Here is a 12,823-nt window from a genome sequence, read left to right as displayed (position 1 = left end):
CAGCATCGCATATATTCTTTGAAAACAGCCGCGGTTCCCGATCCGATTCCTTTTCGTAAACATCAACAAGATAGCTCGCCAGGTTTGGCGCGAGTGACACGCCTGAACCCATTGAGGGTTAGGTTTCTCAGGTCCTCGTGATAGCGCTGATGATGGAGTAGCCGACGAATGCATCGGTCTGCGCTTCGCGGTCACGTGGCAGCCCCCCGCTCACACCTCCCCATCCAGCTTTTGATACAGGAACTTCACGAGGGCACGCACTCTCGCGATGCCAGCGCGCTGGGGCGGCATGAAGATGTGCAGATCGGGCCAGGCGTGCGGGAATGCAGGCAGGACCGCCTCCAGTTCCCCCTGCCCCAACAGCTCCTCGACCATAAACATCGGGACCAGGGCCAGGCCCAGATCCGCGCGCGCCGCGGTCAGCAACATATGGCCGTTGTCAGCACGGAATCGGGAGTTCATGCGCACATGCTCCCAGCCATCTGAACCTTGCAGGTGCCAGATACCGGAATCCAGACCGTGCAGCAGGGCGTCGTGGGCTGACAGGTCAGCCGGCGTCGCCGGACGCCCTCGCGCATCGAGGTAGGCCGGGCTGGCGACAACAGCCCACCGGATCCCGGCAATTTTCCGGGTGACAAGCATCGGGTCCGAGGCGGGGCCAGGCCAGATCGCGACATCATAGGCCTCATCGGTCATGTTTACCTGACGGTCCTCGAACCGGATATCGAACTGAACCTGCGGATGGAGCCGGGCAAACTCTGCAAGCAAAGGCGCGAACACGAATTCGCCAAAGGCCGTCTGGACCTGGACGCGAAGAAGCCCTGAAACCTCGCCCGTCAGCTTGCTGACGACCTCCTGAGCCGACTCAAGTTCCATCAGGCCCGCCTCGGCGCGGGCGTAATATTCCCGGCCGATATCTGTTGGCGTCGTGCCCTTGGGAGTCCGGGTCAGCAACTGAGCGCCGAGCACCGCCTCGAGGCGGCTGACCCGGCGGCTTACGATTGACTTGGCGATGCCGAGGCGTGCCGCTGCATTGGCAATACTGCCGGTTTCCACAACCCGAACGAACGAGGTCACATCCAGCAGGTCAACAGGCGCGGGTTCCGGCATCAGCAACTCCCAGTCTCATCTTTAGCGGCTACTGCAAAACTACCGAATGGGTATTTCCGGTGAAAGGTTTGCAGAAACATCCGCTGCACGCTCGCGTCAAAACTCGACGGAGACCGCCGATGAAAAAATCAAAAGTCCCTGATTATAAGCGCTTTTGTGAGAAGCCTGCATGACAAAAAAAGCGCAGGCTGCCGTAATCGAACGGACCGATGATCCCTTCGTTATACAAGATATCACCCTTGATGCGCCCCGGCCGGATGAAGTGATCGTCCGTATGGTGGCAACAGGTATCTGCGCAACCGACGCGCATGTGCGCCAACAATCAATTCCGGCACCGTTACCGGCAATCCTCGGTCATGAGGGTGCAGGCGTGGTGGAACGGGTCGGATCGGCTGTCACCCACGTGAAAGCCGGAGATCACGTCGTCCTGTCCTTTCACGCCTGCGGACAGTGCAAGCCATGCCTGTCCTCTCATGCGGCCTATTGTGACAAAGTCTGGGAGGCCAACTTCGCAGGCGCGAGACTGGATGGCTCCACAGGGATCCGGCGCGAGGGTCCGGACAGGCTCCATGCTCACTTCTTCGGTCAGTCCTCGTTTGCCACCTATGCGCTCGCCCACCAGCGCAACACCATCAAGGTTCCCTCCGACATTCCCCTGGAGATCCTCGGACCTCTTGGTTGCGGCATGCAGACCGGCGCGGGGGCGATCCTCAAGGCGTTGAAAGTCCCGGTCGGCGCCACGGTTGCGATCTTCGGCGTCGGCGCGGTCGGCCTTGCCGCGATCATGGCCGCCAGGATTGCAGACGCGATGACCGTCATCGCCATCGACGTGAACGCCGGGAGGCTGGAGCTGGCGGGGGAACTGGGCGCGACGCATGTCATCAATGCAGCCAGCAATAAAAACATCGCCGCTGCGATCCGGCAGATCGAGCCGCGCGGCATCGAGTTTGTGCTCGACACCAGCGGGCGGGCATCAAACCTTGATGCCGGAATTGCGGCGCTCGCGCCAATGGGCCATTTCGGGTTCGTCGCCTTCAACGACCATTCTGGGGCCGTTGTGGACGCCTCCCGCCTGACCCTCGGGCAGACACTCCAGGGCATCATCCAGGGTGACGCTGTACCGGCACTGATGATTCCCGAGCTGATTGGCCTCTATCGCAGCGGCCGTTTCCCCTTCGACCGGCTCATCACTTTTTACGATTTCGCCGACATCAACCAGGCATTCGAAGATGTCGCTGCCGGCCGCGTCATCAAGGCAGTCCTCCGCTTCAAACCTTCGGCTGAGTAAGCGGCTGAACTCCATGACCAGAACCAAGAAGGACGCAAACAATGTGTGACAAGCATCAGAAGCCTATCACAGCTTCAGATACACCCGGTTTCTATGGCATTGACCGTTACGGCTTTCCGGAAGCGGGAGAGCATCCGCTCGATCCGGCTGAATACTACCCGCCCTATTTCTGGAGCGAGCGCTTCCAGAAGCTCGGCTACCATGTCGAGGAGCTTCGCGGCGGCTTCTACTGGGTGACAAGCGGGAGCTATGATGCCGCATTCATTGTGACGGAAGACGGCGTGATCGCGATCGATGCGCCCCCGACGCTCGGCGAGAACATGCTCGCGGCAATTGAGGACGTTACCGACAAGCCGGTGACACATGTGATCTACAGCCACTGGCACACCGACCATATCGGCGCCTCCTCCGTATACGGACCGAACGTTGAGATTGTCGCCCACGAGATTACCAAAGAGCTGCTCGAACGTTTCCCGGATCCGGGCCGGCCGCTGCCGACGATCACCTTCACAAAAGAGTATACGCTGACAGTCGGCGGCGTGACCCTGGAGCTGTCTTACAAGGGCGAGAACCACTGCCCCGGAAACATCTTCATCTACGCGCCGGCGCAGAAAGTGCTGACCTGCATCGACATCATCAGCCCTGGCAGCGCCACCTTCATGCACTGTGACGCCTCCCAGAACATCACCGCCTGGTACGAGGCGCAGCACCAGATCATGGAGTACGATTTCGACTATCTGGTCGCCGGTCACCATATGAAATATGGCACGCCCGAGCTGGTCAGGGAATCGATCGAGTATTTCGCCGACATTCTCGAAGGCGCTCAGGCGGCAATTGATATCTACTCGCGATCCGACCGGCTGATTGATATCCTGCTGAAGCCCGGTCTGGACCGCTTCTGGGTCGGGTCCGAGAACTGGATCAACTCGATGGTCAATTACGCCACCAAGCATGTGCTCGAGAAGAAGACGAGCAATGGCAAGCTCTGGTCAGAGCGTCTGGCCGGCGTGACGAGCATGACCAAGTATCACGCCTATACTGTCATGGAGTCGATCCGCCTCGAGCGGCCGCGCCCCAACTACCGGCTGCGCGGCGAGAATGCACCGCCGTTCCTCGCCTGAACTCGAGCCCGCGCCTCCCGTCGCGCCCTGTGCATCTTATGAAGTGTCGACCGGCAGAACGCCGGTCGACACTTATCCTCCTCGGCCGGCAACTTGTTTCGAAGGTGGCCGACAGGCGTCTTATGCGTGAGTGACAGGGCGCAATGTGCCGGCATGTGGGAACTTCCCCTGTCGATAGGCAGCATAATAGCCCGCAAGTTCCTCCCGCGACCCGGCGATAAACGGGCCTCCGGCAACCACCTGCATGTTCTGCGGCTGACCGGCATAGAGCAGCACGCGGGCTCCGTTCTGTCCTGCCCGCAACGCCAGCAGGCTTGCGTCATCAGCGGAGGGGGCCGACCACGCGGTCATGTTGGCTGCCAGCTTCTCGGCAGAGCGGCCCGCTTCAATATCTCCGTCAATAACAACAAGGAACGCATTGTAGGCAGCTGGCAGCTGCGGCGTGAAGACGGCGCCCGGCGTCAACCGGATGTCAGCCAGCGTGACCGGAACTTCGTTCAGTGTCGGCGCCGCTACGCTCTCCAGCCGCCCGCTGTAAACCTTTGCAATAACGCCAGGCTCAGCGTGTACCGGCATCTCAGCGCGGCGAAGGACCTGCACACGCGGCGGCATGTTGCGCTGCGCCTCCGGAAGGACCAGCCAGAGCTGGAACAGGCGCATCCCGGTTGAAGCCTTCGTGTCTTCCCCATGAACAATACCGCTGCCGGCGGTCATCCACTCGACATCGCCCTCGTCCAGACGGCCGTTGATATCCTCCAGTGTGCCGTTGAGCATGAAGGTCACGGTCTCCAGCCCGGCATGGGGGTGTGCATCTCCCAGCGCCCCTGCCAGGGTGATGTTGTCATCCGCCATGAGGAAGAAGGGGTCCGTCGCGGGAAGGTTATCGGGCTCCACCACCAGCGCAGCCTTATGGTTATCGCCGGCAAAGCCAGGCCCGAGGGCCGGGATCCGGGTGACGCGGGCTATTGATCTTTCAAACATGATTCAGATTCTCCATGAAGTTTGAGCCAGACGTTCACCCCCGCGCCTGCTATCGCCCTCAACAGATGAGGCGCGGCAGCGTCGACCAACGCACGGCGATATGGACGTTTTGCCGGAGACGCTGCTGTATATCGCAAAGTAGCGGGGAGCCCCGCGGGTCAGTAGGTGCGCCCCGAAGAAAGCTGTGTTGCGCAATGTGGAACGCATCGACCCGAATTTATCGGGTAAGTCTCCGGAACCGGGTGTTTTACAGAAAGATGCCAATCAGCGGAGGTACTTGCCCGATTGGCGGCCGTGTCGGTTTTTTTGACCGCACTATTCAAAATCATGCCCCGGCGCACCATGCAGCAATTGCGCTTCTGGGGATTGCACCACGGCGAGGTACCGTTCGAACTGAACCAGGATATCTGCAATCAGTTGCTCCCGGTGCATGCCCATCACGTCATAGCCCCGCCCGCCACTGGAGAAATAGGTGCGGGCCTCAAAGCGGAATTCCGGTCTCGTCTGCAAGGGAGAAAGGGAGGCTAGCCGCTGCGGGGTAACGCTCACCCCATACACAAAATCGCGGCTTCCGTCGGCGGGTGAGCGGAGCGCGACGCCGCCATGTTCCTCTTGCGCCACCTGCGTTGGCCGGCCTGTGTCGCTCAGCTCCTGCGCCACCTGCTCAAGGGCGGGCCTGACTTCACGGGCGATGAACTTCTCGACCTCGGCTTGCGTCGGCGCATGCAGAATGAGCGCAAGACGCCGCTGCCAGGTCAGTCCGGCAGCTGGCTGCGCGCCGGGCACATGGCGCGCAGCGGCATGGGCCTGCTGATGAAGGTCAGCCCGCATACCCACAACCAGAGACCAGACAAGCGCGAGCAGCACGAAGGTGAAAGGCAGGGCGCTCGCAATCGTCGCCGATTGCAGGGCGTCCAGCCCGCCGGCAAGAAGCAGGGATCCGGCGACAATGCCCTGAAGCGCACACCAGAAGACGCGTTGCCCGGTCGTGGTCACGGTTTCGCCGCCTGCGGCGATCGAATCAATGACCAATGATCCGGAGTCGGAGGAGGTAATGAAGAATATCGTGACAAGCAGGACGGCGAGCGTCGAGGTCAGGGCCGGGAATGGCAGATATTCGAAGAACTGAAACAGCCCGACCGAGATGTCGGCCGCAATGGCCTGGCCAAGCTCGCCAGCCGCGACGCCTGTATCAATCGATATGGCGGTATTCCCGAACACCGTCATCCAGAAGAACGTAAAACCCGCGGGAATGAAGAGGACAGCGAGGATGAATTCGCGAACGGTGCGCCCCCGGGAAATCCGGGCAATGAACATGCCGACAAAGGGCGACCAGGAAATCCACCAGGTCCAGTAGAACAGGGTCCACGCATCGATCCAGGGGGTCGGTTCATAGGCGTAGATGTTGAACGTCCGCAGCAGCAGGGAGTCCAGGTAGAGCCCTAGATTCTGAACGAAGCTGCGCAGCAGATCGGCCGTTGGCCCTACGACCAGCACAAAAAGCATCAGAAGGACTGCAATAACCAGATTGGTTTCCGAAAGGATGCGCACCCCCTTGTCGAGACCTGTGACAACCGAAATAGTTGCCAGAAGCGTGATCCCTGCAATGAGGGTAATCTGGATCTGCGGACTGATCGGCAGACCGATCAGATGGTTGAGCCCCGCATTGATCTGCGTAACCCCGAAGCCCATCGATGTGGCGATGCCAAAGAGCGTTCCGACAACGGCGAAGATATCCACGGCGTGTCCGATCGGACCGTTGATCTTCTCTTTCAGGAGCGGATAGAGGCCCGACCTTATGGTCAGGGGCAGATTGTAGCGATACCCGAAATACGCCAGCGAGAGGCCGACCACAGCGTATACCGCCCAGGCATGTATGCCCCAGTGAAAGAAGGTCACCGCCATCGCTTCCCGTGTCGCTTCGATGGTGCGCGGCTCTGCGGTCGGCGGCGCCATGAAGTGGCTCATCGGCTCCCCCACGGCATAGAACATCAGGCCGATCCCCATACCGGCGGCAAACAGCATGGCCAGCCAGGACAGGAAGGCAAAGTCCGGCGTGGCGTCATCCGGGCCGAGCCGGAGGCGGCCGTAGCGTCCCAGACACATCAGAAGGACGGCGACCAGGACGATCCCCACAGCCAGGAGATAGAACCAGCCAAAATTCTCCAGCAGGAAGCGCTCGATCGTGCCGAAAATGGTCTCAGCGCGTGTGGGAAAGAAGACCCCGACAGACAGGAACACCAGCGTGATGAAGACTGAGCCAAAGAATACGGGCCGGTTGATGATGAATGGCTTGAACATAACGCTGGCTGCTTTTCTGTCAGGTGCTCTGGTTCCGTGCGTCTGTGAAACGATCTGACGTCGCCTCCGCTAACCGGTCCGGAACTTGCGCGTCGCCAGTCAGTTTCTGGCACGGACCGTCACTATTCCGACAGGTTTTCGTAAAGGTGATCACCACCCGACAGAAAGGGCAGACCGCATCCAGGGTCAAGCGACGGGGCGTGGCCCCGAGAGTAATATTCAGCAAAAAACGCCTCAAGGATGCCCCTCGCACACTGCGTTCTCGGTCGCCTGGGCGGCGCATTGAAAGGGGACGTGAGCGCTCTTTGATTTATGCAGGCTCTCGCGGGCGCCGCCCGGTTCATGCACGTTCTGCAGGTATGAAGGGTCAGCGGCGCACCGTAGCTGATATTGTGCTCTGACTGCTGAGAGTAAAGGTACAGCCCGCCGCGCCACTTGCCATTTGCCGGCAAATGGCTTTTCAGGAACTCCCCCTTATCATCCAGACCAGCTACGTAGAGCTCCTTGACCAGCTCCGCCTGGCGTCCACGTCGGCATTCGCCGAGGGCTCAACATTCCGAAAGCGTAGCATCTCCGGAAAAGAATACTGGTACGTTCAGGAGCCAACGACACCCCAGGGACGTCCCCCGGAGCGCTATCTGGGTCTCGACACCCCCGAGCGCCGGGCAACAATTGAGGTGGGACAGACCGCCAAAGCCAATGCCAACGCCCGGAAAATCATTCGCCGGTCCCTGGCTGGTGGCGGTCTCCCCGAACCCGACCCCCTGACAGGCGCCGTCATTGAAGCCTTCGCAGAGGCTGGCGTATTTCGTTTGAGGGGCGTCCTTGTGGGAACCATCGCTTTCCAGACCTATGCCGGACACCTTGGTATACGGCTACCGGGCGCTGCGATCCGGACGGGGGATCTGGATCTCGCTCAGGACTATGGCGTTTCTCTTGCCATCAATGATACGCTGGACAGATCCCTGATTGATATCCTCAGATCGGTGGACCCGGCTTTCGCACCCGTTCCAACCCTGGCCGGACCCAATATCGCAACGACTTATGCCCGGCCCGGCGGTTACCGTGTCGACGTCCTGACGACGAACCGCGGCGCCGAGCGCGACGCGCCTGTCAGACTTCCGAGCCTGCAATCTGACGCCATTCCCCTTCGTTTTCTTGACTATCTCCTCAGAGACACGGTTGAAGCCGCCGTGCTGACAAAGTACGGCGCGATTGTGAACGTCCCTTCTCCGGAACGCTACGCCGCACACAAACTGATTGTTTCGTCATTGCGGCATGAGTCCGGAGAAAGCGCCGTAAAATCCGACAAGGATGTTCTGCAGGCCGGTTTGATAATTGAAGCCCTCATGGCCAAGCGGCGACTTGAAGAACTGACCGACGCCCTCCTCGAAGCCGCCGGTCGCGGCGCCTCATGGCGGGCAAGGCTTGTAAAGGCTGCAACCCGCCTGACGGATACCCCAAGGGCAATCATTCAAACTGTTTTGAAAGCGCCGTAAGTGGTCGCGCCAAAGGCGTTACCGGCCCGAGGCCCGCACGGTCGCCAGCATGATTTCAGACTCGATATCTTCGCCTCCCGCTTCCTGGCAGGTCTCGGCCGCATTTGACGGATCACACGGCTGGTTCTGGCGGAACCGGAGTGATGTTCCGGTGACGATGACCCTGAGGGTGAAGGGCGCCTATAGCGAGATCAAACGCGTTATCTGAAAGAACCTGGCGATCCGGAGACTGTGGATGAGCCTGAAGCTTGAGAACACTCATCCCCGATACTTCGCGAACAGATCGACCAGTTCGGAAAACTTCTGCCGCTGGGCTTTTACATCGCCGTCGCGGATGGCTTCTTCCACACAATGCGCCGCGTGGCCCTTAAGGAGCTCATCTTCAACCTTGCCCAATGCAGCCTTGATCGCCTGGATCTGTGTCAGGATATCAATGCAATACCGGCCTTCCTCAACCATGCCGGACACACCCCGTACCTGGCCTTCAATTCTTCGGAGCCGGGTAATAACGGATTTCGGCGGCGCCTGATGCATTTGACTTATACCTCCTGGGGGTATACTTAAGCTCTAAGATTCAGCTGGTCAACGCTCCATGATGAATACGTTTCGCCGCGCGATTATTGTCCTCACCCTGCTTGTGCTGGGCGGCGGTTATGCGGCGTGTGCGTGCGCGACCGTTGCACACACGGCGACCGGAGCAGACTTGGCGGTGGCCGCTTCCGCAAGCCAAGACGTATACCCCGTCTCGCATCACACGTCTGATGCTGGCCACTGCGACGAGGGATCCGGAGATACTGGCCATGACTGTGCCGGGTGCGAAGCGGTTGCCCTGCCGACCGATATCTCAACCAAGGCTGTCAGCGCGTTTCCGTCTGACAAGGCGGTTCCTCCGCCAAAGCTCGTTAGTAAGTCCATCGGGGTATTCAATAACGCAACCCTGAGGATTGTGCCGATCCGAAGTCCGCCGTGGCCGAGCCCCTCGCTCGTAGACCTGAAAATACGCCTGCAGAATTGATCCCGTGATGATCGCTGCGTCGCCTCCGGGCTGCGCAATCCGTTTCTTCATCATTCAGACGTGTGCGCGCTTTCGCGCCCACTTCTCCGGACCGATCATTCACAGGAACTCTTCCCCATGAAACGCTCTCATTCAATCCTTGCCGCCACCATTGTGTTTGCAGCCTTACCCGCCTTTGCGCTTGAAGGCGGCAGTTCCCCCGCCACGATGCAGCACTCATCAGACCAGTGTGGCCTTCCGATGGGCGAAGGCTTGGTCACGGCCCTCGACGTCAAAAAATCAAAAGCCACAATCGATCACGCCCCTATTGCGGCGCTCGGCTGGGACGCAATGACGATGGACTTCACCACAGCTAAAGGCGTTGACCTTGCAGCCTTCGCGGCCGGTGACCGGATTCACTTCCTGCTGGCCGAGGACACAAAGTCCAGGTCCTACCGGATCGAAGCGATCTGCGCGCTCGATGTATCGGACGGGCTGCACGATGCCTGCATGGGTAAGATGCATGAAACGGCCATGAAATTGGCCGAAAGCAGCGGGACGCCCTGCGACATGCACGGAATGGATCATAGCGCGATGCCAGGAATGGATCACGCGGCCATGAAGGGCATGGACGATGGCAATATGGACGGCATGAAACACGGTGACATGAAACAGGCAGATGCCAAGGCCACGAGCTGCAAGGAGATGTGTGCTATGATGAAGACGTCCTCCGATGCTCCGCCAGCAGACGAAAGGTCTGCGCCAGCGCAGGATCATAGTCACCACTGATCCAGCTGCCTGCCGCGCAAGACGCCACTTGGCGCGCCCGGCAGGCGCTCCTTTTACGAGGTTCGAACCCATGCTCACACGACGCAATCTGCTCCGCACTGCCGCCGCCGGCGGTTTCTTCGCCGCCTCGGGCGCCCTTCTCCCGGCCTGGGCGCGCAGCGCCAATGCCGGGAACAAGGGGATCTTCGAGGTCTCCGGCAATGCATTTGACCTGACCATCGGCCATAGCAACGTAGAAATCGGTGGCCGCTCCGGCCATGCGATCACGATCAACGGAACCCTGCCCGGCCCGCTCATCCGGTTCCGAGAAGGCGAAAAAGTGACCCTCAACGTCCATAACACGCTCGATGAAGACACATCGATTCACTGGCACGGACTACTCGTGCCCTTCCATATGGACGGGGTGCCCGGGGTCTCCTTCCCCGGCATCAAGCCGAAGTCGACCTTCACCTATGAGTTCGCGGTCCCGCAGAGCGGCACCTACTGGTACCATTCCCATTCCGGGCTTCAGGAACAGCTGGGCCATTACGGCCCGCTGATCATCGATCCTGCAGGCGCCGACCCCGTCGAAGCGGACCGTGAATACGTGCTGGTCCTGTCAGACTGGACATTCGAGCATCCGCACAAGGTCTTCGCCCGGCTGAAAAAGGATGCGGCGGTCTATAACTTCCAGCAACGCACTGCCGGCGATTTCCTGCGAGACGCGCGCGAAAACGGAATTGGGCCAACCTTCACAGACCGTGCCTCCTGGGGCGCCATGCGCATGTCGCCAACCGACATCTCGGACGTCACGGCCTCGGTCTACACATATCTCATCAATGGTCATGCGACGGATGACAACTGGACTGCGATCTTCAACTCCGGCGAACGTGTCCGCCTGCGGATCATCAATGCTTCGGCGATGACCATCTTCAATTTCCGGATTCCGGGACTGCCAATGACGGTAGTTGCCGCCGACGGCCTCCCTGTGCAGCCGGTGGAAACGGACGAATTCCAGATCGGGGTTGCGGAAACATATGACGTGATCGTCAGTCCGACCCGTGCCCGGCCGTTTGCGCTCGTCGCCGAATCGATCGACCGGTCCGGTCAGGTTGTCGCAACCCTCGCTCCTGAAGCCGGACTTGTCGCAACGGCCCCCCTGCTGCGCGAACCTCCTGTTTTGACACACCGCGACATGGGCATGGACATGTCCTCCATGGACCACGGCTCAATGGCCGGAATGGATCATGGCAGCATGGACCATGGCGCGATGGCCATGACGGACACAGTCCCGCAAAGCCATGACCACCGGATGGGTGTGGGGGTCGACAACGTTGCGATGGTTCAGGTGAGCCGCATCGACGAGCCGGGGCTTGGCCTCGAATCTGTCCCGCACAGGGCGCTTCGCTATTCACAACTGCGCAGCCTCACACCGAACCCCGACACACGGGCGCCGGGCCGCGAAATCGAGATCCACCTCACCGGCAACATGGAACGCTACATGTGGTCATTCGACGGGGTGAAGCTCAGTGAAGTGACCGGTCCGATCATCTTCCATGAAAGCGAACGCCTGCGCGTCACGCTCGTCAACGACACGATGATGACACATCCCATCCACCTGCATGGCATGTTCTTCGACCTTGTTGTCGCCGATACCGATCACAAGCCGCGCAAACATACGGTGACCGTCAAGCCTGCCGAACGCCTGTCCTTTGATGTGACGGCGGACCATGTCGGCGACTGGGCCTTTCATTGCCACCTCCTCTTCCACATGCATGCCGGCATGATGCAGGTCGTCTCGGTCCTGCCACGCGTCGCGGGGGCAACCACACACACTCCCCACAAAGGGCACGAGCCTGCCGTTCCTCCGTCAGAGGAGGACATTCCGACCACGGAAACTCCAACGCCGGACAGGCAACATGAAGGGCACCACTGATGAAACGCGCGCATTTCATTGCATCATTCTTCATGCTCTCTCCGCTCGTATTCTCGTCTGCTGTTGCGCAAGAGACGCCCGTCCCGGGCTCACAAGCCGAAGCCTATTGGGACAAGGACGACTTCAAGGCGTCCCAGGACGCTTTGAAAAGGGAGCATGGCGGCGCAGCAACGCTGTTCGTTCTAGCTGACCGTTTTGAGTACCAGGCGAGTGATGACGCGCCTGCTCTGCTGCTTGAAGGCCAGGGACGGTGGGGAACAGACGAGAATCGTCTATTGATCAAGTCTGAGCTTGAATACGATCTCGATGCCGGCGCATTTGAGGAAGCCGAAGTCCAGGCGCTCTGGTCCCGGCCAATAGCACGCTATTTCGATGTGCAGGCAGGTGTTCGGCATGATTTCGAACCGGGTCCGTCCCGCACTTACGCAGTCGCAGGCATTCAGGGGCTTGCCCCTTACTGGTTCGAGGTCGACGGCGCGGTATTCCTGAGTGAAGAAGGCGATCTCTCTGCCCGCTTTGAAGCTGAGTATGAGGTCTCGCTGACACAGCGCCTGATACTCCAGCCGCGTTCAGAATTGAACTTCGCGGCTGAGGACGTACCCGAGTTCGAAACGGGCGCAGGGCTTTCGACGGCCGAGATTGGCCTGCGCCTGCGCTATGAGATTGATCGTCAGTTCGCCCCCTATGTCGGGGTCAACTGGAAAGCCTCAACTGGCAAGACCGCAGACTACATCCGCGCCCGGGGGGAACACACCGAAACGCTCTCCTTCGTCACCGGCATCAGGCTCTGGTTCTGAACCATGCTCACTCAGCATCCCAAGAGGC

General features: G+C 60.0%; 10 protein-coding genes and 1 pseudogene. 7 read left to right on the top strand and 4 right to left on the bottom strand.

From position 1 onward, the window contains the following. Positions 1-210: 210 nt before the first annotated feature. Positions 211-1,110 carry a LysR family transcriptional regulator gene (locus HNE_RS07395; protein ID WP_011646508.1) on the bottom strand — a complete coding sequence of 300 codons (900 nt, stop codon included), beginning with the start codon at positions 1,108-1,110 and terminating at the stop codon, positions 211-213. Between the two features lie 169 nt (positions 1,111-1,279). Between HNE_RS07395 and HNE_RS07390 the strand changes: the two genes are divergently transcribed. Both HNE_RS07390 and HNE_RS07385 read left to right on the top strand, forming a co-directional pair. After that, on the top strand, positions 1,280-2,398 hold the full coding sequence (locus HNE_RS07390; protein ID WP_011646507.1) for an NAD(P)-dependent alcohol dehydrogenase: 1,119 nt from the start codon (positions 1,280-1,282) through the stop codon (positions 2,396-2,398). A 41-nt stretch (positions 2,399-2,439) separates the two neighbouring features. After that, positions 2,440-3,519, top strand: coding sequence for an MBL fold metallo-hydrolase (locus HNE_RS07385; RefSeq protein WP_011646506.1), 1,080 nt, complete (start codon positions 2,440-2,442; stop codon positions 3,517-3,519). 120 nt (positions 3,520-3,639) lie between these two features. On the opposite strand, the gene HNE_RS07380 is transcribed toward HNE_RS07385, so the two are convergent. Further along, the gene (locus HNE_RS07380; RefSeq protein ID WP_011646505.1) at positions 3,640-4,500 is read right to left on the bottom strand and encodes a pirin family protein; all 861 of its coding nucleotides are present in this window, start codon (positions 4,498-4,500) and stop codon (positions 3,640-3,642) included. A 315-nt stretch (positions 4,501-4,815) separates the two neighbouring features. Next, positions 4,816-6,801: a BCCT family transporter gene (locus HNE_RS07375; protein ID WP_011646504.1), complete on the bottom strand. Its 1,986-nt coding sequence runs from the start codon at positions 6,799-6,801 to the stop codon at positions 4,816-4,818. A gap of 452 nt (positions 6,802-7,253) precedes the next feature. Here HNE_RS07375 and HNE_RS07370 point away from each other — a divergent pair, with 452 nt between their 5' ends. Both HNE_RS07370 and HNE_RS19100 read left to right on the top strand, forming a co-directional pair. Then, positions 7,254-8,300 (top strand): nucleotidyltransferase family protein, encoded by a 1,047-nt coding sequence (locus tag HNE_RS07370; protein ID WP_011646503.1) that lies wholly within the window; start codon positions 7,254-7,256, stop codon positions 8,298-8,300. Positions 8,301-8,391: 91 nt separating this feature from the next. Continuing rightward, positions 8,392-8,508 (top strand): annotated as a pseudogene (locus tag HNE_RS19100) (transmembrane anchor protein); the annotation flags it as partial. Positions 8,509-8,558: 50 nt separating this feature from the next. Here the strand turns inward: HNE_RS19100 and HNE_RS07365 are convergent. Next, positions 8,559-8,834: a metal-sensitive transcriptional regulator gene (locus tag HNE_RS07365; protein ID WP_011646501.1), complete on the bottom strand. Its 276-nt coding sequence runs from the start codon at positions 8,832-8,834 to the stop codon at positions 8,559-8,561. 598 nt (positions 8,835-9,432) lie between these two features. On the opposite strand from HNE_RS07365, the gene HNE_RS17910 reads away from it, so the two are divergent. From HNE_RS17910 to HNE_RS07350, 3 genes are all read left to right on the top strand, one after another. Next, positions 9,433-10,083 carry a copper-binding protein gene (locus tag HNE_RS17910; protein WP_049755057.1) on the top strand — a complete coding sequence of 217 codons (651 nt, stop codon included), beginning with the start codon at positions 9,433-9,435 and terminating at the stop codon, positions 10,081-10,083. Positions 10,084-10,153: 70 nt separating this feature from the next. Beyond that, a complete protein-coding gene (locus HNE_RS07355) occupies positions 10,154-11,998 on the top strand; it encodes a copper resistance system multicopper oxidase (protein WP_011646499.1) in 1,845 nt (614 codons plus the stop codon). Further along, positions 11,998-12,795, top strand: coding sequence for a copper resistance protein B (locus HNE_RS07350; RefSeq protein ID WP_011646498.1), 798 nt, complete (start codon positions 11,998-12,000; stop codon positions 12,793-12,795). The genes HNE_RS07355 and HNE_RS07350 overlap by 1 nt, the downstream gene beginning before the upstream one ends. The last annotated feature ends 28 nt before the right edge of the window (positions 12,796-12,823 follow it).

Origin of the sequence: Hyphomonas neptunium ATCC 15444, from assembly GCF_000013025.1 — a bacterium.
GTDB classification, from domain to species: domain Bacteria; phylum Pseudomonadota; class Alphaproteobacteria; order Caulobacterales; family Hyphomonadaceae; genus Hyphomonas; species Hyphomonas neptunia.
Note: the sequence above shows the minus strand (reverse complement) of the source record. Positions and strands in the feature narration are given on the sequence as shown.

Coding starts and splice junctions, on each gene's coding strand:
- HNE_RS07395 (WP_011646508.1), bottom strand. CDS start 1,110: ATGCCGGAACCCGCGCCTGTTGACCTGCTGGATGTGACCTCGTTCGTT.
- HNE_RS07390 (WP_011646507.1), top strand. CDS start 1,280: ATGACAAAAAAAGCGCAGGCTGCCGTAATCGAACGGACCGATGATCCC.
- HNE_RS07385 (WP_011646506.1), top strand. CDS start 2,440: ATGTGTGACAAGCATCAGAAGCCTATCACAGCTTCAGATACACCCGGT.
- HNE_RS07380 (WP_011646505.1), bottom strand. CDS start 4,500: ATGTTTGAAAGATCAATAGCCCGCGTCACCCGGATCCCGGCCCTCGGG.
- HNE_RS07375 (WP_011646504.1), bottom strand. CDS start 6,801: ATGTTCAAGCCATTCATCATCAACCGGCCCGTATTCTTTGGCTCAGTC.
- HNE_RS07370 (WP_011646503.1), top strand. CDS start 7,254: ATGGCTTTTCAGGAACTCCCCCTTATCATCCAGACCAGCTACGTAGAG.
- HNE_RS07365 (WP_011646501.1), bottom strand. CDS start 8,834: ATGCATCAGGCGCCGCCGAAATCCGTTATTACCCGGCTCCGAAGAATT.
- HNE_RS17910 (WP_049755057.1), top strand. CDS start 9,433: ATGAAACGCTCTCATTCAATCCTTGCCGCCACCATTGTGTTTGCAGCC.
- HNE_RS07355 (WP_011646499.1), top strand. CDS start 10,154: ATGCTCACACGACGCAATCTGCTCCGCACTGCCGCCGCCGGCGGTTTC.
- HNE_RS07350 (WP_011646498.1), top strand. CDS start 11,998: ATGAAACGCGCGCATTTCATTGCATCATTCTTCATGCTCTCTCCGCTC.